Source organism: Streptomyces sp. NPDC041200, from assembly GCF_055591805.1.
This window is the reverse complement of record NZ_JBVIZF010000059.1, coordinates 1-25,192: the sequence shown is the minus strand read 5'-3', so window position 1 is coordinate 25,192 and position 25,192 is coordinate 1. Positions and strand designations below refer to the sequence as shown.

Below are 25,192 nucleotides of genomic sequence, written 5' to 3'. Positions count from 1 at the left end.
TGCAGGGGGGACCCTGTGGGAGAGTAGGACGCCGCCGAACAATCTTTGGAAAAGGCCCTGTTGGGAGCTTCAAGCTCCCAACAGGGCCTTTTCGTATATGTCACCACCTCCCCGGTGAGGGGCCCCGGTGCCACTACCGGTAGAGTCATGGGGCATCATTGGCTGATTCCCTCACAGGAGGCCCCCGGGTGGAGGTTCAGGAGACACGGGTCCAGACGGATCGTGTACTCACCATCCCGAACATCCTCAGCACCGCTCGCCTCTTCGGCGTACCGCTTTTCCTGTGGTTGATCCTCAGGCCCGAGTTCGGCGGGCCAAAGAGTGACCTGTGGGCCCTGCTGGTGCTGGCGCTCAGCGGGGTGAGTGACTATCTGGACGGCATGCTGGCCCGCCGCTGGAACCAGATCAGCAGCCTCGGCCGCCTCCTGGACCCCGCCGCCGACCGGCTCTACATTCTGTCCACGCTCATCGGCCTCACCTGGCGGGACATCCTCCCGCTCTGGCTGCCCATCGTTCTCCTCGCCCGCGAGGTGGTGCTCGTCGCGATGGTGTGGATCCTGCGGCGCCACGGCTATCCGCCGCCCCAGGTGAACTTCCTCGGCAAGGCGGCCACGTTCAACCTCATGTACGCCTTCCCCTTGCTCCTTCTGAGTGATGGAAGTGGCCCGCTTCACACGACCGCCGCTATTTTCGGATGGGCGTTCGCCGGATGGGGTACAACACTCTATTGGTGGGCAGGAGTCCTCTACGTGGTTCAGGTCCGCCGACTGGTGAAGGCGGACGCCGCGGCCGACTGAGTTCGCCGTCGTGGGCAACCCAGCACCGGGTGCCCGTAGCGATTTCAAGGGCCATCGGGCGTGCGCGGTCGGCATGACCGTCGTCTCTTTCGAGGAGGACGCTTCCGACATGAAGGCCGTCGTAATGGCAGGGGGCGAGGGGACTCGTCTGCGCCCGATGACCGCGACCATGCCCAAACCGCTGCTGCCCGTGGCCAACAGGCCGATCATGGAGCATGTGCTGCGGCTGCTCAAGCGGCATGGCCTGTCCGAGACCGTGGTGACCGTGCAGTTCCTCGCGTCTCTGGTCAAGAACTACTTCGGGGACGGCGAGGAGCTCGGTATGGAGCTCACGTACGCCAACGAGGAGAAGCCGCTCGGCACCGCGGGCAGCGTCAAGAACGCCGAAGAGGCGCTCAAGGACGATGCCTTTCTGGTGATCTCGGGTGACGCCCTGACCGATTTCGACCTCACCGAGCTGATCAATTTTCATAAGGAAAAAGGCGCGCTGGTCACGGTGTGCCTGACCCGGGTGCCCAATCCGCTTGAATTTGGAATCACCATCGTCGACGAGGCGGGGCAGGTCGAGCGCTTCCTCGAAAAGCCCACCTGGGGCCAGGTCTTCTCGGACACGGTCAACACCGGCATCTATGTCATGGAGCCCGAAGTCTTCGACTACGTCGAGCCGGATGTTCCCGTCGACTGGTCCGGAGATGTCTTCCCGCAGCTCATGAAGGAGGGCAAGCCCATCTTCGGCTATATCGCCGAGGGCTACTGGGAGGACGTCGGCACCCATGAGAGCTATGTGAAGGCCCAGGCCGATGTCCTGGAGGGGAAGGTCGACGTCGAACTCGACGGTTTCGAGATCTCTCCCGGAGTCTGGGTCGCCGAAGGCGCGGAGGTGCACCCCGAGTCCGTGCTCCGCGGCCCGCTCTACATCGGTGACTACGCCAAGGTGGAAGCCGGAGCCGAGATCCGGGAGCACACCGTCGTCGGCTCCAACGTCGTCGTGAAAACCGGCGCCTTTCTGCACAAGGCCGTCGTCCACGACAACGTCTATGTGGGTCAGCAGAGCAATCTGCGCGGCTGTGTGATCGGCAAGAACACCGACATCATGCGCGCCTCCCGTATCGAGGACGGCGCGGTGATCGGCGACGAGTGTCTGATCGGCGAGGAATCGATCGTCCAGGGGAACGTGCGGGTCTACCCGTTCAAGACCATCGAGGCGGGCGCGTTCGTCAACACCTCGGTCATCTGGGAGTCCCGGGGACAGGCCCATCTCTTCGGCGCCCGGGGCGTATCCGGCATCCTCAACGTGGAGATCACCCCCGAGCTGGCGGTGCGGCTGGCCGGCGCGTATGCCACGACCCTCAAGAAGGGCTCCACGGTCACCACGGCCCGCGACCACTCCCGCGGCGCCCGCGCCCTCAAGCGGGCCATGATCTCCGCCCTGCAGACCAGCGCCATCGACGTCCGTGACCTGGAGAACGTGCCGCTGCCGGTGGCCCGCCAGCAGACGGCCCGGGGCAGCGCCGGCGGCATCATGATCCGTACGTCCCCCGGCGTTCCCGACTCCGTGGACATCATGTTCTTCGACGAGCGCGGCGCCGACCTGTCCGCGGGCGGCCAGCGCAAGCTGGACCGGGTGTACGCGCGCCAGGAGTACCGCCGGGCGTTCCCCGGCGAGATCGGCGACCTGAGCTTCCCGTCAAGCGTCTTCGACTCGTACACCGGCTCCCTGCTGCGGGCCCAGGACGTCAGCGGGATCGCCGAGTCCGGCCTCAAGGTCGTGGTGGACGCGGCGAACGGCAGCGCCGGGCTCGTCCTCCCCAGCCTGCTGGGGCGCCTCGGAGTGGACGCGCTGACGATCAACCCGGGGCTGAACGAGTCGCGCCCCACCGAGACCGCCGACGGCCGCCGCTCCGGGCTCGCCCGGCTCGGCGAGATCGTCGCGTCGGCCCGCGCTGCCTTCGGCGTCCGCTTCGACCCCGTCGGTGAGCGGTTCTCCCTGGTCGATGAGCGCGGCCGCATCGTGGAGGACGACCGGGCGTTGCTGGTGATGCTGGACCTGGTGGCCGCGGAGCGGCGCAGCGGGCGAGTGGCGCTGCCGGTGACCACGACCCGTATCGCCGAGCAGGTCGCGGCGTACCACGGCACCCAGGTGGAGTGGACGACGACCGCGGCGGACGATCTGACCCGGGTCGCCCGGTCGGAGACGACGATCTTCGGCGGCGACGGCCGCGGCGGCTTCATCATCCCCGAGTTCAGCAGCGTCTTCGACGGCACGGCCGCCTTCGTCCGGCTCATCGGACTGGTGGCGCGCACCCAGCTGACGCTCAGCCAGATCGACGCGCGGATTCCGCGGGCCCATGTGCAGCGGCGCGACCTGGCCACCCCCTGGGCGGTCAAGGGCCTGGTCATGCGGCATGTGGTGGAGGCCGCCGGAGACCGGTCCGTTGACACCACCGACGGAGTGCGGGTGGTGGAGGCCGACGGCCGCTGGGTGATGGTGCTGCCCGACCCGGCCGAGGCCGTCACCCATCTGTGGGCGGAGGGTCCGGACGACGCGTCCGCGCAGGCGCTGCTCGACGAGTGGGCCGGTGTCGTGGACAGCGCGGGGCGCTGATCCGGGGGCCTTCCGGCGGCTCTTGAACCCGTTTGAACACGTTGGGGCGCCGCCTCCCGGGCCCGGATCCGGCACGCCGGTGGGGCCATTGGGAGACGGCGCCGCCGACGTGCGACGATGTGCGGCATGTCGCAGCAGCCCCCCGTTCGGAGCACAGCAACACCGAGCCCGCGTCCGCGTCCCGACGCGTCCATGTCGCTGCTGACCAATGTGATGGACCACAGCCTCGACGACGGCTACGCCGAGGCGGCCGCGCGGCGTGGCGAGACCGGCCGGTCCCGCCTGCCGCGCAGCCTGCGCGGCAGGCTGACGGTGGCCCTGGGCCTGGTGATGGTGGCGATCGTGGTCACCATCGGGGCCGCCGAGGCCCGGATATCGGCACCGACGCTGGCCAAGGAGCGGAGCGAACTCATCGACCGCATCGAGTCGGGGAACGCCAAGGCGGACGGGCTCGCCAAGAGCGTGGACCAGCTCCGTGGCGATGTGGGGGAGAAGCAGCGGCAGGCGCTGGAGAAGCACGGTGGAGCCAAGGGCGACCTGGTGGCGCTGCTCTCGGGGGCGACCGCGGTGTCCGGTCCGGGCGTCAAGCTGACGGTCGACGACGCCAAGCAGTCCACGTCGGGGAGCGGCGGCGGCCCCAGGGAGAGCAACGACTTCTCCGATACGGGGCGGGTGCGCGACCACGACATGCAGCGCGTCGTCAACGGCCTGTGGGAGTCGGGTGCGGAGGCCATCGCGATCAACGGACAGCGGCTGACGGCGCTCTCGGCGATCAGGGCCGCGGGAGACGCCATACTGGTCGACAACAAGCCGCTGGCGCCGCCGTACACCGTGCTCGCGGTGGGGGACGGGCAGCGGCTGAGCACCGCTTTCCAGGACAGTGCCGATGGACAGTACCTGCATGTGCTGCAGGAGAACTACGACATCCGCACCAGCATGACCGCCCAGGACACGGTCCGGCTTCCCGCCGCGCCGAGCCTGATCGTACGTAGCGCAGAACCCATAACCGGCGGTGCCGGTAAGGGTGGCACCGAAACAGGGAAGGGCACATCGTGATCGCCGTATTGGGCCTCATCGTGGGAGTCGTGGTCGGACTGGTGGTCCGACCCGTGGTGCCGACGGTGGTCGAGCCCTATCTGCCGATCGCCGTCGTCGCGGCGCTCGACGCCGTGTTCGGTGGCTTCCGGGCGATGCTGGACGGGATCTTCGACGACAAGGTCTTCGTCGTATCGTTCCTGTCCAATGTGGTGGTGGCCGCACTGATCGTCTTCCTCGGTGACAAGCTCGGCGTCGGCGCCCAGCTGTCCACCGGGGTCGTGGTCGTCCTCGGCATCCGCATCTTCTCCAACGCTGCCGCGATCCGGCGGCATGTGTTCCGGGCGTGAGGCCGATGACGACCGACGACACCCCCGAGAAGCCGGAGCGGCCCGAGACGCCGCGTGAGCCGGAGCGAGCCGGGAAGTCTGAGCAGCCCCAGAAGCCTCAGCAGGCCGAGCAGCCTGGCGAGCCGGAGGCCCCGCGCGGGGCGGAACGGGCCGGAAAGCCGGAGCGGCCCGAGATGCCGCGTGAGCCGGAGCGGGCCGGGAAGCCTGAGCAGGCCCGGAAGCCTGAGCAGGCTGAGCGGCCGGAGCAGCCCGAGACGCGGCGCGAGCCGGAGCGGCCGGAGCGGCCGGAGCGGCCGGAGACGCCGCGCGGGCAGGAGCGGCCTGGGCAGGCCCAGCAGGACGGGAAGTCCGAGCAGCTCGGGGCCTCCCGGCAGGCCCCGAACCCCGAGCGGCCTGCGACGCCGCGCGAACCGGAACGAACCGGGAAGTCTGAGCAGCCCCGGAAGCCTGAGCAGGCGGAGCGGCCGGAGCGGCCGGAGCAGCCTGGCCAGTCCCCGCAGGCCCCGGGGCCTGACCGGCGTCAGCAGGACGCGCCCGAGCGGCCCGTGAAGCCGCGGCCGCAGGGCGCGTCCGAGCGGCCCGGGATGCGGGGCGGACCGGCGCAGGGGGCTGCGGGGCGGCCGCGGCCGTCGTTGCCCAAGCCGCCGGAGAAGCGCGCGGAGGGGAGCGGGAGGCCCGAGCACCCCGAGGCGGCGGAGCGGCGCAAGGCCGCCCCGCCGAAGCCCCCGGCGCCCCAGGCGCCCCGTCCCGGGACGGGCGGGCCCCACAACGGTCCCCGCCCCGCCCTCAGGACGCCGCTGCCGCGGAACGCACCGCCCCGTGGTCCGGTTCCGCCGGGCCAGGCCCCCAAGGGCGCGCCGCCGCGTCCCCCGGCCCCGGTGCCCAACGGGCGGCGTCCGGCCGATGGCGGGCCGTCGAACGGGACCGGGCCGCCCGCCGGGTTCGCGCCGGGAAGCGGGAAGCCCGGGGGCACGGAGGAGGAGGCGCTGACCGGTCGGCAGCGCCTGCTGAAGGGCGTGTGGCCGCCCCGGGTGACCCGGGCGCAGCTGATCGTCGCCGTGCTGCTGTTCGGGCTGGGTCTGGGCCTGGCCATCCAGGTGCGTTCGACCAACGAGAACAGCGTGCTGCGCGGGGCCCGCCAGGAGGACCTGGTGCGGATCCTGGACGAGCTGGACGCGCGCACCCAGCGGCTGCAGGACGAGAAGCGCCGTCTGGAGAACCAGCGCACCGAGCTGGAGAACAGCTCGGACCAGGCTGAGGAGGCCCGTAAGCAGACGCTCCAGAAGGAGCAGCAGCTGGGCGTGCTCGCGGGCACGGTCGCCGCGCAGGGGCCGGGGATCACGATCACCATCGACGACTCCCGGGGCTCCGTGGAGGCCGACATGCTGCTCGACACGGTGCAGGAGCTGCGGGCGGCGGGCGCCGAGGCGATCCAGATCGGCTCCGTGCGGGTGGTCGCCAACTCCTACTTCTCGGACGAGGGCGGCTCGGTCGAGATCGATGGACGGAAAGTGACGCAGCCGTACGTCGTGAAGGTGATCGGCAAGCCGGAGGATCTGGAGCCGGCGCTGAACATTCCGGGCGGAGTGGTGCAGAGTCTGGAGAAGGAGCAGGCCACCGTGTCCGTCCAGCGGGAGAAGAAGATCGTTGTGGACGCCTTGCGGTCAGGGAAGCGCCCTGACTACGCTCGGTCGTCATCACGGTGAGGCGGTTCGATATGAGGGTCTCTCGGGGAGACCATGTGGATGCGGGGGGTCGACGCACCAGAAGAGTCGCGCGTGATGGAAACTGTCTGGTGGTCACGGACGTTGTGAGGATGTCCGGACCGTCTGCTGGTGTGTGCATCGAGGGTTTGTCCTGCCCCACGGGCGGGTCTGTTTCAGTCAAGGGGAATCGCCCGTGAAGTTGTTCGGGAAGTTGTTCGGGAAGAGTGCACGCCAGGATGGCGGGAGCGGCACCGCTCGCCACCGCGCACGGCGTGCTGCGGACGAGAGCGGAGGGGGGAGCGAGGAGCGCCCGCTGTTCCGGGATCAGGTCGGCGGCCAGGGCGGTGACATTTCGGGCGGCCAGGGCGCGTCTTCTGTTGACCCCTCGGCGGCCGGACGCATAGGTTTCGAGGACCCATCGGCCTCGCGGAGTGGTGGAGGTCCCGGAATGCCTGTTTGTACGAGGTGCGGGCATCGGAACGCGGAGGACAGCCGGTTCTGCTCCAACTGCGGTGCGCCGCTGCGGGGCCAGGCGCCCTCGGAGCGTGCCTCGGAGACCACCTCCACGATCTCGATCTCCGGTATCGAGGCGTACGACTCCGAGGTGACCGGGCAGACGCCGCTGCCGTCGCTCAGCCCGGAGGCCCAGGCCGCCGTGGAGGCGCTGCCGCTGGGTTCCGCGCTGCTGGTGGTCCGCCGCGGGCCGAACTCGGGCAGTCGCTTCCTGCTGGACAGCGATCTGACCACGGCCGGCCGCCACCCCCAGAGCGACATCTTCCTGGATGACGTGACGGTCTCCCGCCGCCATGTGGAGTTCCGGCGCGGCCAGGACGGCAGCTTCACGGTCGCCGATGTCGGCAGCCTCAACGGGACGTACGTCAACCGGGAGCAGATCGACGCGCCGGTGGTCCTGACCAGCGGCGACGAGGTGCAGATCGGTAAGTACCGGCTGGTCTTCTACCCGAGCCAGCGGGGCGTCGGCATCTGACCCGTCAGGGGAGGTCCGTCCATGCTTCAGACACCGTCGGGCGGTGCCGGTACCGGCACCGCCCCCGCGGGCGGCCCGGGCGGCCGGTCCATGAGTATCGGCACCGTGCTGAATCTGCTGCGGGACGAGTTCCCCGAAGTCACCATCTCCAAGATCCGCTTCTTGGAGGCCGAAGGACTGGTGGAGCCTCGGCGCACGCCGTCGGGCTACCGCAAGTTCAGTCAGGAGGATGTGGAGCGGCTCGCTCTCATCCTCCGCATGCAGCGCGACCACTACCTGCCACTCAAGGTCATCCGGGAGCACCTGGAGGCCCTGGAGCGGGGTGAGCGGCCGCAGCTTCCTGCCGTTTCGCCGGGAGCGCGGCCGTGTGAGCTGCTGGAGCCGGGGGCCGACCAGGGGGCCGCCGCGCTCCCTGACGGACCCACGGTGGCCCGGGTGGGCCGGGCCGAGCTGCTGGCATCCGCCGAGGTCAGCGAGGCGGAGCTGGCCGACTGGGAGTCGTACGGCCTGATCGCGCACGGCGGGGACGGCGGATATGACGTCGAAGCGGTGACGGTCGCCCGGTTGCTCGCCGAGCTGGGCCGCTTCGGCCTCGAGCCACGTCATTTGCGGATCATGAAAGCGGCCGCCGAGCGCGAGGCCGGGCTGGTCGAGCAGGTGGTCGCACCGCTGCGGCTGCATCGAAATCCGCAGACCAGAGCGCATGCGGAGGCCAGTGCGCGCGAGCTGGCGACGCTCTCCGTCCGGCTCCACGCGGCCCTGGTCCAGTCGGCGCTGCGGGCCGCTGCGCACTGACCGATCCGGCCCCGACTATCCAAACCGGCCGGGCACGTCCTAGGGTTGCTGTGTGAACGAGCTCGACGTCGTGGGTGTCCGGGTGGAAATGCCCTCCAACCAACCGATCGTGCTCCTGCGTGAAGTGGGAGGCGATCGCTACCTCCCCATCTGGATCGGACCAGGGGAGGCGACCGCGATCGCCTTCGCACAGCAGGGCATGGCTCCGGCACGCCCGCTGACCCACGACCTTTTCAAAGACGTACTCGAAGCGGTCGGCCAGACGCTCACGGAGGTCCGGATCACGGACCTGCGGGAGGGGGTCTTCTACGCCGAGCTGGTCTTCGCCAGCGGTGTGGAGGTCAGCGCGCGGCCGTCCGACGCCATAGCGCTCGCGCTGCGCACCGGGACGCCGATCTACGGCAGCGACGGCGTGCTCGACGACGCCGGTATCGCCATCCCGGACGAGCAGGAGGACGAAGTGGAGAAGTTCCGCGAGTTCCTCGACCAGATCTCGCCCGAGGACTTCGGAAGCAGCAGCCAGTGAAGCGGTCTGCCGGTCCTCGCTAGCGCATTCGAGTAGCCTTTCCCGGACGAGGGACACGGGAAACCACTCTCAGGGTGATTATCACTCGGCGTGCCGAGTGTGGCGATCGTTGACGCACCCCGGGTGACTGCCTACCTTCGAGAAGGCAGGTCGAGGACGGAGGTCGGCGTGAGAAGCACCGGCGACGGCACGGCAGCCGGCGGTCCGTATGCGCTCCAGGGGAGCGCACCGGCCGATCCGGCACTGAAGGCTCGGGTCGCGGCACAGCCCACGGCACCACGCGAGCCCGCCGCGGGGGGTACGGAGACGGTCGGCTACCGCGGGCCCACCGCGTGCGCCGCCGCGGGCATCACCTACCGCCAGCTGGACTACTGGGCGCGCACCGGGCTGGTGGAGCCGAGCGTGCGGCCCGCGTACGGGTCGGGCAGCCAGCGGCTGTACAGCTTCCGGGACGTGGTCGTCCTGAAGATCGTCAAGCGGCTGCTGGACACCGGTGTGTCCCTGCAGAACATCCGGGCCGCAGTCCAGCACCTGCGTACCCGGGGCCTGGACGATCTGGCCCAGATGACGCTGATGAGCGATGGCGCGACGGTGTACGAGTGCACCTCGCCGGACGAGGTCGTGGACCTCCTCCAGGGCGGCCAGGGTGTCTTCGGGATCGCCGTGGGCGTGGTGTGGCGGGACGTGGAGAGCGCGCTGTCCCAGCTGCACGGGGAGCGGGTGGACACCGGCGAGACGCTGGTGGGCCACAACCCCGCCGACGAACTGGCCCGGCGCCGCAACCGGGCGGGCTGAGAGCGCTCCCACCCCGTGCCGGGCGCCGATTGTCAGTGGCGTGCGGCAGCATCGGACATGTGAGGGGTGTGCCGACGATTCTCCATCTGGACATGGATGCCTTCTACGCTTCGGCGGAGCAGGCGTCCAAGCCCAGCCTGCGCGGAAAACCGGTGATCGTGGGGGGCCTCGGGCCGCGCGGGGTGGTGTCCACGGCGTCGTACGAGGCCCGGGTGTTCGGGGTGCACTCGGCCATGGCGATGGCGCAGGCCCGCAGGCTCTGTCCGAACGCGGCGTATCTGACCCCCCGCTTCTCCCTCTACCGCCAGGTCAGCGACCAGGTCATGGGGCTGCTGCGGGAGCTGTCGCCGCTGGTGGAGCCGCTGAGCCTGGACGAGGCGTTCGTGGACCTGGAGGCGGGCGGCACCGAGGCCCGGGTGGAGGCGGCGCGGGCCGTGGGGGAGCGGCTGCGGGCCGATATCCGCGCCGTGACGGGGCTGACCGGATCGGTGGGCCTGGCGGGCTCCAAGATGCTCGCGAAGATCGCCTCCGAGCAGGCCAAGCCGGACGGCATGGCGGTCATCGAGCCCGGCACGGAGCGGGAGCTGCTGGACCCGATGCCGGTGCGCACCCTGCCGGGCGTCGGCCCGGCCACCGCGGAGGCGCTGCGCCGCGCCGGTATCCACACCGTCGCCGAGACGCGGGAGGCGGGCGAGGCGGAGCTGGTCCGGCTGCTGGGCCGGGCCCACGGCACATCGCTGTACCTGATGGCCAGCGGGCGGGACGAGCGGCCGGTGGTCGCCGAGCGGGACGCCAAGTCCATCTCCGTGGAGGACACGTTCGACGTCGACCTGACGGACCGCACCCGGGTGCAGCTGGAGGTGGCGCGGCTGGCCGACCGCTGTGTGCGGCGGCTGCGGGAGGCGGGCCGTTCGGGGCGTACGGTCGTGATCAAGGTCCGGCGGTACGACTTCTCGACGCTGACCCGTTCGGAGACCCTGCGCGGCCCCACCGACGACCCCGGCGTGGTCAAGGAGGCCGCGGCCCGGCTGATCGACGGGGTGGACACCACGGCGGGGGTGCGGCTGCTGGGGGTGGGCGTGTCGGGGCTCGCGGACTACACGCAGGAGGATCTGTTCGCCCAGGCCGCTCACGCAGCGCAGGCCGCTCAGGCCGCCCACGAGGCCCTGGAGGCCCCGGGGAGGCCTCCAGGCTCCGAGGCGCCGGAGCCGGAGAGCCCAGGCCTCTCAGACCCCGCTGAGGCCGCTGAGAGGCCTCGGGCCTGGCTGCCGGGCGCCGATGTGCGGCACGCCGAGTACGGGGCGGGCTGGGTCCAGGGGAGCGGGGTGGGGCGGGTGACCATACGGTTCGAGCTGCCCTGGTCTGACCCCGGCCGGGTGCGGACGTTCGCCGTGGACGACCCGGAGCTGGAGCCGGGCGAGCCGCTGCCGCTGGTGCGGCCACCCGAAGCCGCCGAGGCCGCCGGGGCCGCCGAAGCCGCCGGGGAGGGGAGCCAGGGGCGGGGTCAGCCGGTGACGTCCAGGCCGTAGTGGTGGTAGAGCTGCAGCTCCTGCTCCGGGGAGAGGTGGCGGCCGACGCCGAGGTCCGGGGCGTCCTTGATCAGCGCCCGGTCGTACGGCACCCGCAGCGAGTCGCCGACGACCTCGCTCGGTTCGAGCGGTACGAAGACGTCCCGGCTGAACAGGCCGGTGCGTACCGCCGCCCATTCGGGTTCGCCGGTCGCGTCGTCGAGGTAGACCTCGTCCACGGTGCCGATCTTGGCGCCCTCGCGGTCGAATGCCTTGCGGCCGATCAGGGTCCGCGGGTCGATGTCCGTCTGCACGCTCTCTCCCACAGGTGGCGACGATCAGGTGGCGGTGATCCAGTGATACCTACCAAAAGCCACATCCCCGTACGCGGCCACTCGAGCACCTGGCGACCAACCCCTCCCGCCCGTAGACGCGCTGGTACGCTGGCTGTGGCTGCAGACCCCGTGCGGGAGAGTCCTCCGACAATGGCGTCGGGGGCGCCGAAGGAGCAAATCCTCCCCGGAATCTCTCAGGCACACGTACCGCGCGGGTGAGGTCACTCTGGAAAGCAGGGTGGGCCACGGGGAGCACAGCTCCGGAACCCCTCCTCACCGACGGTGAAAGCCGGTCAGGCCACACGCGGACCGGTGAAGCTCTCAGGTTGAGATGACAGAGGGGGAGGCCGTCCGGGCACCCGCGCCGCGGTGCCCCTCGCCGGTCGTGTTGACCAGGAGGCCCCCGCTGATGACCACCCACCGCATCTCGCTCGCCGATCTGGAGCGCGGTACTCCATTCGAGCAGCGGCATATCGGCCCCGACGCCGGAGCGCAGGCCAAGATGCTCGCCCAGGTCGGCTTCGGCTCCCTCGACGAGCTGACCGCCGCCGCCGTACCCGAGGTCATAAAGAGCGCCGAGGCGCTGCGGCTGCCGCCCGCCCGCAGCGAGGCGGAGGTCCTCGCCGAGCTGCGTGCGCTCGCGGACCGCAACCAGGTGCTGCCGTCCATGATCGGCCTCGGCTACTACGGCACCTTCACCCCGCCGGTGATCCTGCGCAACGTCATGGAGAACCCCGCCTGGTACACGGCCTACACCCCGTACCAGCCGGAGATCTCCCAGGGCCGTCTGGAGGCGCTGCTCAACTTCCAGACCGTCGTCGCCGATCTGACCGGTCTGGACACCGCCGGTTCCTCGCTGCTGGACGAGGCCACGGCCGCCGCGGAGGCCATGGCGCTGTCGCGGCGTGTCGGCAAGGTCAAGGAGGGCGTCTTCCTGGTCGACGCCGACTGTCTGCCGCAGACCATCGCGGTCATCGAGACCCGCGCCGAGCCGACCGGCGTCGAGGTCGTGGTCGCCGATCTGACCGACGGCATCCCGGACGAGATCGCCGAGCGCGGTGTCTTCGGCGTGCTGCTCCAGTACCCGGGCGCCTCCGGCGCGGTCCGCGACCCGCGTCCGGTCATCGAGCGGGCCCATGAGCTGGGCGCGATCGTCACCGTCGCCGCCGACCTGCTCGCGCTCACCCTGCTCACCTCGCCCGGTGAGCTGGGCGCGGACATCGCGGTCGGCAGCACCCAGCGGTTCGGCGTGCCCATGGGCTTCGGCGGCCCGCACGCCGGGTTCATGGCCGTGCGCGCCGCCCACGCCCGCAGCCTGCCCGGCCGACTGGTCGGGGTGTCGGTGGATGCCGACGGCGACAAGGCGTACCGCCTCGCGCTGCAGACCCGCGAGCAGCACATCCGCCGCGAGAAGGCCACCAGCAACATCTGCACCGCGCAGGTCCTGCTCGCCGTGATGGCCGGAATGTACGCGGTCTACCACGGCCCGGACGGGCTCGCGGGCATCGCCCGCCGCACCCACCGCTACGCCACGGTCCTCGCCGAGGGGCTGCGGGCGGGCGGCGTCGAGGTGGCGCACGGCGCCTTCTTCGACACCCTCACCGCGCGCGTCCCCGGCAAGGCCGCCGAGGTCGTCGCCGCCGCCCGGGAGGCGGGGGTCAATCTCCGGCTGACCGACGCGGACCACGTGGGCATCGCCTGCGACGAGACCACCGGCCGCGCCCAGCTGGCCGCCGTGTGGTCCGCCTTCGGTGTCGACGGCGGGGACGGGAGCGACATCGACGAGCTGGACGCGGCGGCGGCCGACGCGCTCCCCGCGGAGCTGCTGCGCGCGGACACGTACCTGACCCACCCGGTCTTCCACCAGTACCGCTCCGAGACCGCGATGCTGCGCTACCTGCGGCGGCTGGCCGACCGGGACTACGCCCTGGACCGGGGCATGATTCCGCTCGGCTCCTGCACCATGAAGCTCAACGCGACCACCGAGATGGAGTCGGTCACCTGGCCGGAGTTCGGCGCGCTGCACCCCTTCGCGCCGGTCGATCAGGCCCACGGCTATCTGACGCTGATCCGCGAGCTGGAAGAGCGGCTGGCCGAGGTCACCGGCTATGACAAGGTCTCCCTCCAGCCGAACGCCGGATCGCAGGGCGAGCTGGCCGGGCTGCTGGCCGTGCGGGCGTACCACCGGGCCAACGGCGAGCCCCAGCGCACGGTGTGCCTGATCCCGTCCTCCGCGCACGGCACCAACGCGGCAAGCGCGGTGATGGCGGGCATGAAGGTCGTCGTCGTCAAGACCGGCGAGGACGGTGAGGTCGACGCCGCCGACCTGCGTGCCAAGATCGAGCAGTACGGCGAGCAGCTGGCCGTCCTCATGGTCACCTACCCGTCCACCCATGGGGTGTTCGAGGAGCACATCACCGAGATCTGCGCGGCCGTGCACGACGCCGGCGGCCAGGTGTACGTGGACGGCGCCAACCTCAACGCGCTGGTGGGGCTGGCCGAGCCCGGCCGGTTCGGCGGCGATGTCTCGCATCTGAACCTGCACAAGACGTTCTGCATCCCGCACGGCGGCGGCGGCCCGGGGGTCGGCCCGGTCGCGGTGCGCGCGCACCTCGCGCCGTACCTGCCCAACCACCCGCTGCAGCCCGCCGCGGGCCCGGCCACCGGGGTCGGCCCGGTGTCGGCCGCGCCGTGGGGCTCGGCGGGTATCCTTCCGATCTCCTGGGCGTACGTCCGGCTGATGGGCGCCGAGGGGCTGCGCCACGCGACGCAGGCAGCGGTGCTCGGCGCCAACTACATCGCCAAGCGGCTGGAGCCGCACTACCAGGTGCTCTACACCGGGCCCGGCGGGCTGGTGGCGCACGAGTGCGTGGTGGATCTGCGGCCGCTCACCAAGGCGACCGGGGTCACGGTCGACGATGTGGCCAAGCGCCTGATCGACTACGGGTTCCACGCGCCGACGATGTCGTTCCCGGTCGCCGGGACGCTGATGATCGAGCCGACGGAGAGCGAGGACCTGGCGGAACTGGACCGGTTCTGCGAGGCGATGATCGCGATTCGCGCGGAGATCGACAAGGTCGGCTCGGGGGAGTGGACCAAGGACGACAACCCGCTGCGGAACGCGCCCCACACGGCCGCCGCACTGAGCGGGGCGTGGGACCACCCGTACACCAGGGAAGAGGCGGTCTTCCCGGCCGGGGTCTCGGCGGCCGACAAGTACTGGCCGCCGGTGCGGCGGGTCGACGGGGCGTTCGGGGACCGCAACCTGGTCTGCTCCTGCCCGCCGATGGAGTCGTACGAGAGCTGAACACGGGGCTGGACACAACGATGGGGCCGGTGCGGCGTTTACTTACGCGCCGGGCCGGCCCCTGGTAATGCCAACGCCTCCTGGGTGGTCAGCCCTAGGCGGCGGTCACGACGTGCTCGGTGGCGAGCGGTCGGCACGGGGCGATGACGCGCCCGTCCGGCAGCAGCTCACCGGTGTCCTCGAAGAGCAGGACACCGTTGCACAGCAGGCTCCAGCCCTGCTCCGGATGGTGCGCCACGAGATGGGCGGCCTCCCGGTCGGCGGAGTCGGCTGACGGGCACGGTGGTTGATGTTGGCACATGGCGAGGTTCTTTCGCTGCGGTGAGGTGTATGTCCTGCTGCTCGCTGCGGCGTTCATGTAGGCCGCCCCCCCGTTGTGTGTCGGTTGGTTGCTCCCAGTGTTGCCCTGTGGCAAGGATTCCGCAGGGATTTCGCGGCACCGGTCTTGCTAGATGATGACGCATCACCCGACCGGACGGTTGACCGTGGCGGGACTGTTACCCGCCCGTAGCGCGGCGCCCCGTCGCCCGACGGGCCACGGGGCGCGCCATCCGTCGCGGAAGGGGCAGGTCAGGCAGGGGAACCCAGCAGCGGAGCCGGCGTCAGCCGATGGGTGAGGACGGGCAGCAGATCGGCCGCGGGGTGCGGGCGGTGGGCCGCGATGCCCGGCGGCGCCGGGGCCAGCGGCACCAGCAGGTCCCCGGCCTCGATGCCGCCCTCGGCGGCGTCCGCGGCGGGGTCGCCGTGCAGCCACAGCGCCACCATGTACAGCTCGGGAATCGACAGGAACCGTGGCTGGTACGCGGCGGGCAGTGACTCGGCCTGGCGCAGGGCGAGTTCGGCCGAGGCCACGTACGGCCCCTCGGAGAAGTGCGAGAAGGCCCAGCCGTCGGCGGTGAGCCTGGCCTCGGCGGCGGCCACCGTACGGTTGTCATCGCGGAGCATGAAGCGCCAGCCGGTGAGTCTGACCCGCGGCGGGCCGACGGGGGTGGTGATGTCGTCCAAGACGTGGACGGGGAGCGGGAGTTCGGGTTCGAAGGGGCCGGACAGGGAGCTGAGTGCCGGGGTGCGGACCTCACGGACAGCGGTGGGGGAACCTAGGGCCGTGAGGACGCTGCGCAGGGCGGGCGCGGGGGCCGGGGGCACAAGCAGCGGCATGGTGGGTCGCCTCTCACTTCGGAGACACGGTGGAGCGATAGCGGGCCAGGGTATGGACGCGCGCTGTCGGTGTACGTAACTCGGTACGCGGGTCAGAGGGGGCCGGGACGAACTGTCCGGGCGTTATCTCTCTGCCTCGTAAAGCGAGTTTATACGACACATGTTCCGGCAGTGTTTCGGCTAGCTGTCCCCGATATTGCGCACAAGGTGATTTCCGGTCCATGCGGACGCGGGGATTTCCCCCGATTCGGTGCCGGATGCACGGATATGACCTGGCGGTTTACGCCAGCCGCGGTAGGCTGGATCCTACCGCTCCATTTTTCTGGAGCAATGCGCCACTGTTGAGATCCTACCGGCTGGGCGGGCCGCGCGGGGCGTTATCGATCACATTGGCGGGCATCATCGAGCGTGGTGTGCGCGGTGCGGGCGCCGGATGATCCACTCGAGGAGGTAGCTCCGATGGGGGAGAAGGTCGTAGCCGGTGAGTTCGATCCGTCGGGTCGGCAGCGGCAGCGCGGACGGTTGCGGCAGTGCCTCGACGCGCTGTCCCGGCTGCTGGCCGACAAGCGATTCGATCGCCCGAAGAATCTCATGGGGCTGGAGATCGAGCTGAATCTCGCAGGCGCCGACGGGCTGCCGAGGATGATGAACACAGAGGTTCTGGAGCGCATCGCGAGTCACGATTTCCAGACCGAACTCGGACAGTGCAATCTTGAAGTGAACATCGTGCCGCATCGTTTGCACGGGAGGGTTCTCGACCAGCTCTCGGAAGAGCTGCGAACGGGACTGTCATATGCCGACCGCAAGGCGCGCGAGGTGTCCTCCGAGATCGTGATGATCGGAATTCTGCCGACCCTGGCCGCCCGGGATCTCGGTTCGGCCAACCTGTCCTACGACGACCGCTACAAACTTCTCAACGAACAGATGCTGGCCGCCCGCGGCGAGGATTTCCTCATCGATATCGAGGGCCGTGAGCGCATCAGCTACGCCAGCGCCACCATCGCCCCCGAAGCCGCGTGCACCTCCGTGCAGCTGCACCTCCAGGTCACCCCCGGGCGCTTCGCCGCCGTGTGGAACGCGGCGCAGGCCGTGGCCGCCGTACAGATCGCCATCGGTGCCAACTCCCCCTTCGTCTTCGGCCGTGAGGTGTGGCGCGAATCCCGTCCGCCGCTGTTCCTGCAGGCCACCGATGTGCGCGCACCGGAATACGCGACGCAGGGGGTGCGGCCGCGCACCTGGTTCGGCGAGCGCTGGATCACCGACGCGTACCAGCTCTTCGAGGAGAACCTGCGCTACTTCCCGCCGCTGCTGTCCACCGGCGCCGACGAGGAGCCGCTGCGGATCCTGGACGAGGGCGGCGTGCCCGACCTCCAGGAGCTGGTGCTGCACAACGGCACGATCTACCGCTGGAACCGGCCCGTCTACCAAGTCGTGGACGGCGTACCGCATTTGCGGGTGGAGAACCGGGTGCTGCCCGCGGGCCCCACCGTCACCGACGTCATCGCCAACGCCGCCTTCTACTACGGGCTGGTCAGAGCGCTCGCCGAGGAGCCCCGCCCGGTGTGGACCCGGCTGCCGTTCAGCGCCGCCTCGGCCAACTTCGACGCCGCGTGCCGCCACGGCATCGACACGGTTCTGCAATGGCCGAAGCCCGGCCGGTCCTCGTCCCTGGCGCGCACCCCCGCCGTACGGCTGGTCCTCGAGGAGCTGCTGCCGCTGGCCGCCGCCGGGCTGGACGCCTGGGGCGTCGAGCCCGCCGACCGCGACCGCTACCTCGGCGTGATCGAGCAGCGCTGCGCCCTGCGGGTCAACGGCGCGTCCTGGCAGGCCGCGACGTACCACCGGGCGCGGGACAGCGGGCTGGGACGGGACGCCGCGCTCGCCGCGATGACCCGCCGCTACTGCGCCCTGATGCGAACCGACGCGCCGGTGCACACCTGGCCCGCGGACCTTTCCGCCTGACCTGGGTCAGTTCGCGCCCGCCTCTCCGGCGGCGACGATCGCCTTGAGCATGGCCGTGTTGATCTGCGCGGGGTCGTTGACCCGCTGCGCCGATCCGCCGGTCGCGCGGGCGATCTCCTGGAGGGCGTCCTGGTCGGCGTCCGGGCCGACCGCGATGGCGATGAGCGGCACCGGGCGGTCCGGGTCGACCAGCCGCTTCAGCTCCTTCACCAGCGCGGCGCGCGAGATGCTGCCCGGATCCTGGTTGGCGCCGTCGGTGAGGATCACCACCGCGTTGAACGTGCCCCGCACAAAGGTGTCCTGGGCCTGCCGGTAGGCGGCCAGCGTGGTGTCGTACAGCCCGGTCGAGCCCTCGGGGAGCGGTTTCAGCGCGTCGAAGGCGGTTGTCAGCACATCGCGCTGGCCGGTTCCGTCCGGGGTGCGCGCCCCGAGGCGGCGGGCCGCGACCAGCTCCCGGTAGTCCCGGTCGCCGTCCAGTCCGGTCGAGAATTCCCACAGCCCGATCTCGTCCCGCGCGGTGAACCGGGTCAGGGCCTGCCGCAGCGACGCCTTGGTGACGTCCATCCGGCTCTGTCCGGCCCGGCCCGGCACCGGGTCGCCCATCGAGGCGGAGGCGTCGACGACCGTGTTCAGCCGGGCGCTCTGCACGGTGATGGTCCACATCCCCAGCGCCGCCTCCACCTCCCGGGCGGACGGCCCGGGGGAGGGCGTCACCGCGTACGGCTGCGGGGTGCGGCCGCCCGCGGCCCGCGCCACCGGCTCGCTGACCTTGCCGTCCGCCGTCCGGAAGCCGTCTTTCCGCAGGGTTCGGCGGCCGCTCGGGTCGGTGAGCAGCGTCATGAAGCGGGTGGCGGCCCGCGCTCGTACGGTGGTCAGCTCGCGGTCGTTGAGGACGGTGTACGGGTAGTCCAGCTCGGCCGTGCCGCCCTTCGGATAGAACAGGTCGAGGCGGGACGCGTCACCGGCCTCCGCGTTGTGCGCGAAGGCGGCCTGCTCGGACAGGACCACCGCCTGGTCGCGCCGGGGCAGCTTCGTCAGCAGGGCGGCGTCGGTCGCGGCGGCCCGCTGGGACAGCAGTTTGGCGTTGGCCGCGGCGCGCGTATCGGTCGCGGCCTTCCCACCCGCCGCGCCCGCCTTCGCGATGGACCCGTTGATCCGGGCGAGGGCCAGCAGCCCGGTGGCGCTGCGCGCCGGATCGGCGGTGCCCAGTCGCGGGCGGTCGCCGCCGCTTCCCGCCTCGGCCAGTTGCGCCCAGTCGTACGTCTTCTCCGGCCAGCCCAGCCGCTTGGCCGCCGTGGACGTGGTGGCGACCGTGACCGGAGAGGAGGCGATCCCGCCGAGCGTGTCCAGGGGCGCGGCGCTGACCGGGGAGGTGGTCGCGCGCTCGACCCAGACGCTGGAGTCCGGCACCCACACCTGGAACCCCGGGGGGCGGTCCGCCGTGCTGAGAGCATTCGCCACCTCGTACGCCGGGCGGCTGGTGACCTTCACGTCCAGACAGCGGCCATCGGACCGGATGCCCGCCTTCCGGGCGTGGTCGGCCACGGCGCGTAAGCCCGGGGCGATGTCCGGGGAGGCGGCCACCGAGAGCCGCACCGCGTCGCTCCGGCAGGACTCGGCGGACGGCAGCAGCCCGCCGCGTAAGACCACCACGGCACCAGTCGCGACGGCGAGAACCAGCGCTGTGGAGATCGCCACGGTCCGGCGTCGGGAGGACGCGCCGGGTCTGGACCCCGTATTGTCCGGTGCGGAGTGATCGATGCGCTCACTGTGGTCCGTGTGACCAGTGTGGTCGGCGCGGTCCAGGGCATCGAATATGCCGGAGTAGTCGGGATCGTCGGATTCGTCTGGCTGGCTGTGGCGTCCCATGGCGATCTGTCTCTCCTGGAAGATGACGCTGGCAGGAGGGACGGCGCGCCTGCGGATGGCGCCCGGCCCAGCCTGCTCGCGCGCGATCTCGGATGTGTTTTCGAGACCTTAGCGGGGCGGGCGCGCCGACGCGGTATGAAGAGCGGAAGTGGGAGGCAGGAGTGCAGTCAGAGGCGCGTGGGGCGGAGCTGCCCGCAACCGAGGGTGACCTGCCGCGACGGATTCTGCGCAACGAGACGCTGCTCGTGCTGGCGCTGTCGCTCGGCGCGAGCGCCCTGTCCGCGCTGATCAGCTTTGTCGGCTCGGTGACCAAGCCCGGCGGGCTCAAGGACCAGGCGGCCACCCTCAACGGCTCCCAGGCGCCCGGCCGTCCCTGGCTGGATCTCGCCTGGCAGCTGTTCGGGATCGCGACCGCGCTGGTGCCGGTCGCGCTGGTGGCCCACATGCTGCTGCGGGAGGGCGCCGGGCTGCGCGCGATCGGCTTCGACCGCACCCGGCCGCGCTCCGACCTGGGGTGGGGTGCCGTGGTGGCGGCGGGCATCGGCGGCACCGGGCTGCTGCTCTACCTGGGCGCGCGGGCGGCGGGCGGCAATCTGACCGTCGTGCCCGAAGCGCTGCCCGACGTGTGGTGGAAGCTGCCCGTGCTCATCATCTCCGCCGTGCAGAACTCCGTGCTGGAGGAGGTGGTCGTGGTCGGCTATCTGCTGCGCAGGCTCGGGCAGTTGGGCTGGACGCCGATGGCCGCGCTGCTGGCCAGCTCGGTGCTGCGCGGTTCGTACCACCTGTACCAGGGGATCGGCGGATTCTTCGGCAACATGGCGATGGGCGTCATCTTCGTGCTGTTGTACCGCAGGTGGGGGCGGGTCGGGCCGCTGGTCGCCGCGCACGCGCTGATCGACATCGTGGCGTTCGTCGGCTACGCCCTGCTGGCGGGCAAGGTGGGCTGGCTGCCCACCGCCTGACCCGCGCCCCCCTCGCCGTCTTGGGGCGGGCCGTTCCGTTCAGACCAGCAGCTCCCCGTCGATGACGGTGACGGCCCGGCCGGTCAGCAGCGTACGGTCGCCGCGCAGTGCGGTGCGGACCAGCCCGGTGCGGGCGGAGGCCTGCAGTCCGGTCAGCTCGTCGCGGCCAAGCCGCGCGGACCAGAAGGGCGCGAGCGCGGTGTGCGCGCTGCCGGTCACCGGGTCCTCGTCGATGCCGACGCCGGGCGCGAAGACGCGCGAGACGAAGTCATAGCCACGGGCGGGGTCCTCGGAGAGCGCGGTCGCGATGACGGCCCGCTTGACGAGCTGCTCGAGCGCCGCGAAGTCGGGGGTGAGGGCCCGTACGGCCTTCTCGTCGGCCAGCTCCACCAGCAGATCGCCGACCTGCGGGCCGGTGTCCCGGGCGGACAGGACCGTGGTGCCGAGCGCGCCGGTCACCTCGTCCGCGACCGGGACCTCGGTCAGCGGGGCGGTGGGGAAATCCAGGGTGATCGTGCCGTCGGCGTCGCCCGTCGCGGACAGCACCCCGCTGAGCGTGGCGAACCGTACGGTGCCGGTCGCGCCCCCCGTCGTACGCAGCACATGAGCCGTGGCGAGCGTGGCGTGCCCGCACATGGCGACCTCGGTGGCCGGGGTGAACCAGCGCAGCGCCCAGTCGGCCCCGGCCCCCTCGGGAAGCGGGTGGGCGAAGGCGGTCTCGGAGAGGTTCACCTCGGCGGCGACGTCCTGGAGCCAGGCGTCGTCCGGGAAGGCGTCGTCGTCCAGGAGGACGACTCCCGCCGGGTTGCCGGCGAAGGGGCGGTCGGTGAAGGCGTCGACGATTCGCATGCGCATGGCCCCGACCGTAGGCGGCGGTCGGGGCATTGTCATCCGATCGGTTCCGATATATCGTTGAGCCATCGTGATGGATCGACGATGGAAGGAGCGTCACGATGAGGTATTTCCGTGGGCAGGAACACCGCGGACCCGGTCGGCGCGACCGGGGTGAGTTCGAGGAGCGGCGTGCGGCCTTCGGGCCGTTCGGTCCCGGTCCCGGCGGCTTCGGCGGCTTCGGCGGACCCCCCTTCGGGGGCCCTCCGTTCGGCGGCCGGGGGCACGGCGGTGGCGGACGCCGTGGCCGGGCGCGGCGCGGCGATGTGCGTGCCTCGATCCTCGCGCTGCTGAAGGACCGTCCGATGCACGGCTACGAGATGATCCAGGAGATCGCCGAGCGCAGCGGGGGAGCGTGGAAGCCGAGCCCCGGGTCGGTCTATCCGACGCTGCAGCTCCTCGAGGACGAGGGGATGATCAGCAGCGAGAGCGAAGGCGGCAAGAAGCTGTACGCGCTCACCGAGGCCGGGAGCGCCGAGGCCGAGGCGGGGCCGCAGGCCCCGTGGGAAGAGGCCGGGCGCGGCATCGACTGGGAGGCCATGCAGGAGGTCCGGCAGGCCGGATTCGGCCTGATGGAGGCGTTCGCGCAGGTCTGGAAAACGGGCAGTCCGGAGCAGCGGCAGAAGGCGCTGTCCGTCATCAACGAGTCGCGCAAGCGGCTGTATCTGATCCTCGCCGAGGATGACGAGGAGGGGGAGCGGGGCGGCGCGGGCTGAGCGGCTGCGGGTCAGCCCGCCAGCGCGGCGAGCTTGCGCAGTGACTCGTTCAGCGCCGTGGTCGCCGAGTCCTTGAGCTTTCCGGCCATCAGGGACACCGCCGCACCCGTGAAGTCGCCGTCGACGCGGACCGTCGTCGCGTCACCGTCCGGCGTCAGTGTGTAGCGCATGCCGAGGGTCACGCCCATCGGGCCCTTGCCCCGGGTGGCGAGCACCCGCCCGGGCTCGTACTCCTCGACGGTCCAGGTCACTTCGGCCGGGAAGGCCATCAGCCGCATGTTCTCCTGGTAGGTCGCGGCGGCTTCGAGTGAGGCGGGGGCGCCCTGGGGGAATCCGGTGTGGGTGACGTTCCAGTCGCCGTACGACGAGAAGTCCGTGAGCTGGGCCCACACCTTCTCGGCCGGTGCCCCGACGCGTATCTGTGCGCTGACCTCGGTCATGGGGGTTCGTCCCTTCCGGGTGTCCGGCGGCGACACCTCCTAGGCCGGGCGCCGGGAGCGTGGCGTGTCGCGCACCGTAGCCGCGCCGCCCGGAACATTCAATACTGATGAACCGTCAGCTCGTGGTCCCCGGGCGGAGCGCCGACGCAGTCTCGGCAGGCGGCGCGCCCGGGGCGGGTGCTCCAGCAGCCGGTCGACGTGCTCCCGTCGCAGCCCGTGCGCGGGGTCGACCGGCAGCAGCAGCCGGTCGCGCCGCAGCCGGGATCGGGACACCAGCCGCTCCGGCATCACATCGTCGACCCAGGCGAACGGGCGGCCCGCGGCGTACCGCAGGATCGGCGCCCACTTGCGGCCCGTGAAGAGGTCGAGGCCCGGCAGCTTCGGATCGTCCGGCCGCGGCTGGTAGCCGGTGAACTCCACGACGGGGAGCCGGGGCAGTCCGAGGAGTGGCGCGATCTTGCGGTTGGCCTCGTGCTCCCAGGTCGTGGCCCAGACAAGTTCGTAGGTGGCGGACAGCTCGCGCAGCCAGTCGGCGTGGGTGGCGGAGAGCAGCACGGTGAAGTCGAGTATGTCGTAGGCGGTGAACCCGTCGGTCGGCAGGACCGGGTTGAGGACACCGTCGATGTCCAGGAAGAGCAGCGGCCGGGCGGTCATCGGACTCCTTGGCGGCACTGTGTGGCGGAAAAGGCGCGGTGGTGAATGGGGAGACGGCTCCCGGGGCGGCGGCGGTTGCGTGCCGCGGGGGTTTCGAGGGGTTTTGGAGTCCGGAAGAAGACCGGGTTCTCTCCTCCCCGAGGATGATTTCCGGTCATCGGGGCCCAACTACGGTGGGATGCGCACATGCTTCCCGCCGAGGATGCTTTGGCCTCAAGGGACTGATGGGGTGAGAGCGTGCGAAGTCCTACCCTTTCCACTTCCGCCGGCCCGGCCGGTGCCGGGTTCGAGAACCGGCTGAGCGAGCGGCTGACCGCCGTGGTCACGGGGGCCCGTCGGCGCGCCGTACGCGACGCGGACAAGCAGCTCGACACGGCCCATCTGCTGCACACCCTGGTGGAGAACGACCCGCGGGTGTGGGACGCGTTCGCCGGTGGCCCGCCCCAAGTGGTGCGGCTGCTCGGCTACTTGGTGCAGCGCACCATCGGCTACGGGCTCCGGTGGAGCGGCACGGTCGAGCGCTCCGCGACCGAGGCCGGTGACGGGGTGCCCGGCTGGTCCCCGGCGGCCGCGTCCGCGATGGCGGCGGCGGTCGGGCGCGCCGCGGCACGCGGCGCGTTACTCGCCGAAGGCCCCGACCTCCTCGCCGCGCTGACCTACGACCGGGAGTGCCGGGCCGCGGAGGTGCTGCGGCGGGCCGGGGTGGATGTGGATCTGCTGGTCACGGCGCTGGACGGCGAAAGGTGTCAGCTGCCAACAGGGTGACGGTCCTGACATCCGGCTGACATGATGGCCCGATGGACAGCACGCTAGGCCAGCACCATGATCAGGGCAGGAGTGTCGGTCTGGGGCTCGCCCTGGTCTCGGCGCTCGCGTTCGGCGGCTCGGGTGTCGCCGCCAAACCGCTGATCGAGGCCGGGCTCGAACCGCTGCAGGTCACCTGGTTGCGGGTGACGGGCGCGGCTCTCGTCATGCTGCCCCTGGTCTGGCGCCACCGGCGGCTGCCGCTGCGGCGCCCCGGGCTGCTCCTGGGGTTCGGCCTGCTGGCCGTGGCGGGCGTCCAGGCCTTCTACTTCGCCGCGCTCTCGAGCATCCCGGTCGGGGTCGCGCTGCTCGTCGAGTACCTCGCGCCCGCGCTGGTGCTGGGCTGGGTCCGGTTCGTCCAGCGGCGGCCGGTGAGCCGGGCGGCGGGGGTCGGTGTCTTCCTCGCCGTGGGTGGGCTCGCGTGTGTCGTGGAGGTGTGGTCCGGGCTGAGCTTCGACGCGCTGGGGCTGCTGCTCGCCCTCGGCGCCGCGTGCTGCCAGGTCGGCTACTTCGTCCTGTCCGACCACGGCAGTGAGGGGCAGGACGCGGCCGACCCGCTCGGTGTCATCGCCTACGGGCTGCTGATCGGCGCCGCGACGCTGACGGTGGTCGCCCGGCCGTGGGAGACCCACTGGCCAGTGCTCACCGGGCAGGCGGACCTCGCGGGCGCGCGGGTGCCCGCGGTACTGCTGCTGGGCTGGATCGTGCTCGTCGCCACGGTGGTCGCGTATCTGACCGGGGTGCTCTCGGTGCGCCGGCTGTCGCCGCAGGTGGCCGGGGTGGTGGCCTGCCTGGAGGCGGTCGTCGCGACGGTGCTGGCCTGGGTGCTGCTGGACGAACACCTGGGCGCGGTCCAGGTCGTCGGCGGCGTACTCGTCCTGGGCGGGGCGCTGATCGCGCAGACGTCGGCGCCGAAGGCGGCGGGGGCGGAACCGGTGGCGACGGCCAGCGGCGGGTCGGCCTCGTCGAGCACATGGCGGACGCGCTCG

The 25,192-nt window shown here is 71.2% G+C and carries 23 protein-coding genes and 2 riboswitches; of the genes, 16 read left to right on the top strand and 7 right to left on the bottom strand.

The window, feature by feature from the left end:
- Positions 1-188: 188 nt before the first annotated feature.
- The 10 genes from ACZ6CL_RS40690 (at position 189) to ACZ6CL_RS40645 (ending at position 11,126) form a co-directional block, all read left to right on the top strand.
- The gene (locus ACZ6CL_RS40690) at positions 189-797 is read left to right on the top strand and encodes a CDP-alcohol phosphatidyltransferase family protein (RefSeq protein ID WP_468946055.1); all 609 of its coding nucleotides are present in this window, start codon (positions 189-191) and stop codon (positions 795-797) included.
- A 109-nt stretch (positions 798-906) separates the two neighbouring features.
- Positions 907-3,402: a sugar phosphate nucleotidyltransferase gene (locus tag ACZ6CL_RS40685; protein ID WP_468946052.1), complete on the top strand. Its 2,496-nt coding sequence runs from the start codon at positions 907-909 to the stop codon at positions 3,400-3,402.
- 117 nt (positions 3,403-3,519) lie between these two features.
- Entirely contained in the window at positions 3,520-4,458 is a 939-nt protein-coding gene (locus ACZ6CL_RS40680) for a DUF881 domain-containing protein (protein ID WP_468946050.1), read from the top strand.
- A complete protein-coding gene (locus ACZ6CL_RS40675) occupies positions 4,455-4,787 on the top strand; it encodes a small basic family protein (RefSeq protein ID WP_014058688.1) in 333 nt (110 codons plus the stop codon). The genes ACZ6CL_RS40680 and ACZ6CL_RS40675 overlap by 4 nt, the downstream gene beginning before the upstream one ends.
- A 797-nt stretch (positions 4,788-5,584) precedes the next feature.
- A complete protein-coding gene (locus ACZ6CL_RS40670; protein ID WP_468946057.1) occupies positions 5,585-6,493 on the top strand; it encodes a DUF881 domain-containing protein in 909 nt (302 codons plus the stop codon).
- A gap of 133 nt (positions 6,494-6,626) precedes the next feature.
- Positions 6,627-7,481 carry an FHA domain-containing protein gene (locus tag ACZ6CL_RS40665; RefSeq protein ID WP_468946047.1) on the top strand — a complete coding sequence of 285 codons (855 nt, stop codon included), beginning with the start codon at positions 6,627-6,629 and terminating at the stop codon, positions 7,479-7,481.
- A 21-nt stretch (positions 7,482-7,502) separates the two neighbouring features.
- A complete protein-coding gene (gene ftsR, locus ACZ6CL_RS40660) occupies positions 7,503-8,276 on the top strand; it encodes a transcriptional regulator FtsR (protein WP_468946045.1) in 774 nt (257 codons plus the stop codon).
- Positions 8,277-8,328: 52 nt separating this feature from the next.
- The gene (locus ACZ6CL_RS40655; protein WP_009713203.1) at positions 8,329-8,802 is read left to right on the top strand and encodes a bifunctional nuclease family protein; all 474 of its coding nucleotides are present in this window, start codon (positions 8,329-8,331) and stop codon (positions 8,800-8,802) included.
- 168 nt (positions 8,803-8,970) lie between these two features.
- Complete coding sequence (locus ACZ6CL_RS40650; protein WP_009713202.1) at positions 8,971-9,597, top strand: MerR family transcriptional regulator; 627 nt, start codon at positions 8,971-8,973, stop codon at positions 9,595-9,597.
- Between the two features lie 59 nt (positions 9,598-9,656).
- The gene (locus tag ACZ6CL_RS40645; RefSeq protein WP_468946041.1) at positions 9,657-11,126 is read left to right on the top strand and encodes a DNA polymerase IV; all 1,470 of its coding nucleotides are present in this window, start codon (positions 9,657-9,659) and stop codon (positions 11,124-11,126) included.
- On the opposite strand, the gene ACZ6CL_RS40640 is transcribed toward ACZ6CL_RS40645, so the two are convergent.
- The gene (locus tag ACZ6CL_RS40640; RefSeq protein WP_398305729.1) at positions 11,102-11,431 is read right to left on the bottom strand and encodes a PRC-barrel domain-containing protein; all 330 of its coding nucleotides are present in this window, start codon (positions 11,429-11,431) and stop codon (positions 11,102-11,104) included. The two genes, ACZ6CL_RS40645 and ACZ6CL_RS40640, sit on opposite strands and share 25 nt — an antisense overlap.
- Before the next feature lie 131 nt (positions 11,432-11,562).
- Positions 11,563-11,660: riboswitch (glycine riboswitch) on the top strand.
- Positions 11,661-11,788, top strand: a riboswitch (glycine riboswitch).
- Between the two features lie 61 nt (positions 11,789-11,849).
- Between ACZ6CL_RS40640 and gcvP the strand changes: the two genes are divergently transcribed.
- Positions 11,850-14,747 carry an aminomethyl-transferring glycine dehydrogenase gene (gene gcvP / locus ACZ6CL_RS40635; RefSeq protein ID WP_468946038.1) on the top strand — a complete coding sequence of 966 codons (2,898 nt, stop codon included), beginning with the start codon at positions 11,850-11,852 and terminating at the stop codon, positions 14,745-14,747.
- 94 nt (positions 14,748-14,841) lie between these two features.
- Here the strand turns inward: gcvP and ACZ6CL_RS40630 are convergent, their stop codons facing one another.
- Complete coding sequence (locus ACZ6CL_RS40630) at positions 14,842-15,048, bottom strand: DUF5999 family protein (RefSeq protein WP_055551180.1); 207 nt, start codon at positions 15,046-15,048, stop codon at positions 14,842-14,844.
- A gap of 269 nt (positions 15,049-15,317) precedes the next feature.
- Positions 15,318-15,905 carry a hypothetical protein gene (locus tag ACZ6CL_RS40625; protein ID WP_468946035.1) on the bottom strand — a complete coding sequence of 196 codons (588 nt, stop codon included), beginning with the start codon at positions 15,903-15,905 and terminating at the stop codon, positions 15,318-15,320.
- Positions 15,906-16,364: 459 nt separating this feature from the next.
- Between ACZ6CL_RS40625 and ACZ6CL_RS40620 the strand changes: the two genes are divergently transcribed.
- Positions 16,365-17,867 carry a glutamate-cysteine ligase family protein gene (locus ACZ6CL_RS40620; RefSeq protein WP_468946032.1) on the top strand — a complete coding sequence of 501 codons (1,503 nt, stop codon included), beginning with the start codon at positions 16,365-16,367 and terminating at the stop codon, positions 17,865-17,867.
- Positions 17,868-17,873: 6 nt separating this feature from the next.
- Here the strand turns inward: ACZ6CL_RS40620 and ACZ6CL_RS40615 are convergent, their stop codons facing one another.
- Entirely contained in the window at positions 17,874-19,736 is a 1,863-nt protein-coding gene (locus tag ACZ6CL_RS40615) for a substrate-binding domain-containing protein (protein ID WP_468946030.1), read from the bottom strand.
- Between the two features lie 161 nt (positions 19,737-19,897).
- Between ACZ6CL_RS40615 and ACZ6CL_RS40610 the strand changes: the two genes are divergently transcribed.
- Positions 19,898-20,698 carry a CPBP family intramembrane glutamic endopeptidase gene (locus ACZ6CL_RS40610; RefSeq protein WP_468946029.1) on the top strand — a complete coding sequence of 267 codons (801 nt, stop codon included), beginning with the start codon at positions 19,898-19,900 and terminating at the stop codon, positions 20,696-20,698.
- 39 nt (positions 20,699-20,737) lie between these two features.
- On the opposite strand, the gene ACZ6CL_RS40605 is transcribed toward ACZ6CL_RS40610, so the two are convergent.
- Positions 20,738-21,553: a PhzF family phenazine biosynthesis protein gene (locus tag ACZ6CL_RS40605; RefSeq protein WP_468946028.1), complete on the bottom strand. Its 816-nt coding sequence runs from the start codon at positions 21,551-21,553 to the stop codon at positions 20,738-20,740.
- Positions 21,554-21,651: 98 nt separating this feature from the next.
- Between ACZ6CL_RS40605 and ACZ6CL_RS40600 the strand changes: the two genes are divergently transcribed.
- The gene (locus tag ACZ6CL_RS40600) at positions 21,652-22,305 is read left to right on the top strand and encodes a PadR family transcriptional regulator (protein WP_468946026.1); all 654 of its coding nucleotides are present in this window, start codon (positions 21,652-21,654) and stop codon (positions 22,303-22,305) included.
- Between the two features lie 11 nt (positions 22,306-22,316).
- On the opposite strand, the gene ACZ6CL_RS40595 is transcribed toward ACZ6CL_RS40600, so the two are convergent.
- Together ACZ6CL_RS40595 and ACZ6CL_RS40590 are read right to left on the bottom strand one after the other, a co-directional pair.
- The gene (locus tag ACZ6CL_RS40595) at positions 22,317-22,745 is read right to left on the bottom strand and encodes a type II toxin-antitoxin system Rv0910 family toxin (RefSeq protein ID WP_468946023.1); all 429 of its coding nucleotides are present in this window, start codon (positions 22,743-22,745) and stop codon (positions 22,317-22,319) included.
- A gap of 39 nt (positions 22,746-22,784) precedes the next feature.
- Positions 22,785-23,399, bottom strand: a complete 615-nt coding sequence (locus ACZ6CL_RS40590) for an HAD domain-containing protein (protein ID WP_468946021.1) — start codon at positions 23,397-23,399, stop codon at positions 22,785-22,787.
- Between the two features lie 237 nt (positions 23,400-23,636).
- On the opposite strand from ACZ6CL_RS40590, the gene ACZ6CL_RS40585 reads away from it, so the two are divergent.
- Both ACZ6CL_RS40585 and ACZ6CL_RS40580 read left to right on the top strand, forming a co-directional pair.
- On the top strand, positions 23,637-24,164 hold the full coding sequence (locus ACZ6CL_RS40585; protein ID WP_468946019.1) for a Clp protease N-terminal domain-containing protein: 528 nt from the start codon (positions 23,637-23,639) through the stop codon (positions 24,162-24,164).
- A gap of 32 nt (positions 24,165-24,196) precedes the next feature.
- On the top strand, positions 24,197-25,192 hold a 996-nt coding region (locus ACZ6CL_RS40580), incomplete at its 3' end, for an EamA family transporter (RefSeq protein ID WP_468946018.1).

Coding starts and splice junctions, on each gene's coding strand:
- ACZ6CL_RS40625 (WP_468946035.1), bottom strand. CDS start 15,905: ATGCCGCTGCTTGTGCCCCCGGCCCCCGCGCCCGCCCTGCGCAGCGTC.
- ACZ6CL_RS40615 (WP_468946030.1), bottom strand. CDS start 19,736: ATGGGACGCCACAGCCAGCCAGACGAATCCGACGATCCCGACTACTCC.
- gcvP (WP_468946038.1), top strand. CDS start 11,850: ATGACCACCCACCGCATCTCGCTCGCCGATCTGGAGCGCGGTACTCCA.
- ACZ6CL_RS40685 (WP_468946052.1), top strand. CDS start 907: ATGAAGGCCGTCGTAATGGCAGGGGGCGAGGGGACTCGTCTGCGCCCG.
- ACZ6CL_RS40620 (WP_468946032.1), top strand. CDS start 16,365: ATGGGGGAGAAGGTCGTAGCCGGTGAGTTCGATCCGTCGGGTCGGCAG.
- ACZ6CL_RS40680 (WP_468946050.1), top strand. CDS start 3,520: ATGTGCGGCATGTCGCAGCAGCCCCCCGTTCGGAGCACAGCAACACCG.
- ACZ6CL_RS40590 (WP_468946021.1), bottom strand. CDS start 23,399: ATGACCGCCCGGCCGCTGCTCTTCCTGGACATCGACGGTGTCCTCAAC.
- ACZ6CL_RS40595 (WP_468946023.1), bottom strand. CDS start 22,745: ATGACCGAGGTCAGCGCACAGATACGCGTCGGGGCACCGGCCGAGAAG.
- ACZ6CL_RS40600 (WP_468946026.1), top strand. CDS start 21,652: ATGAGGTATTTCCGTGGGCAGGAACACCGCGGACCCGGTCGGCGCGAC.
- ACZ6CL_RS40630 (WP_055551180.1), bottom strand. CDS start 15,048: ATGTGCCAACATCAACCACCGTGCCCGTCAGCCGACTCCGCCGACCGG.
- ftsR (WP_468946045.1), top strand. CDS start 7,503: ATGCTTCAGACACCGTCGGGCGGTGCCGGTACCGGCACCGCCCCCGCG.
- ACZ6CL_RS40605 (WP_468946028.1), bottom strand. CDS start 21,553: ATGCGCATGCGAATCGTCGACGCCTTCACCGACCGCCCCTTCGCCGGC.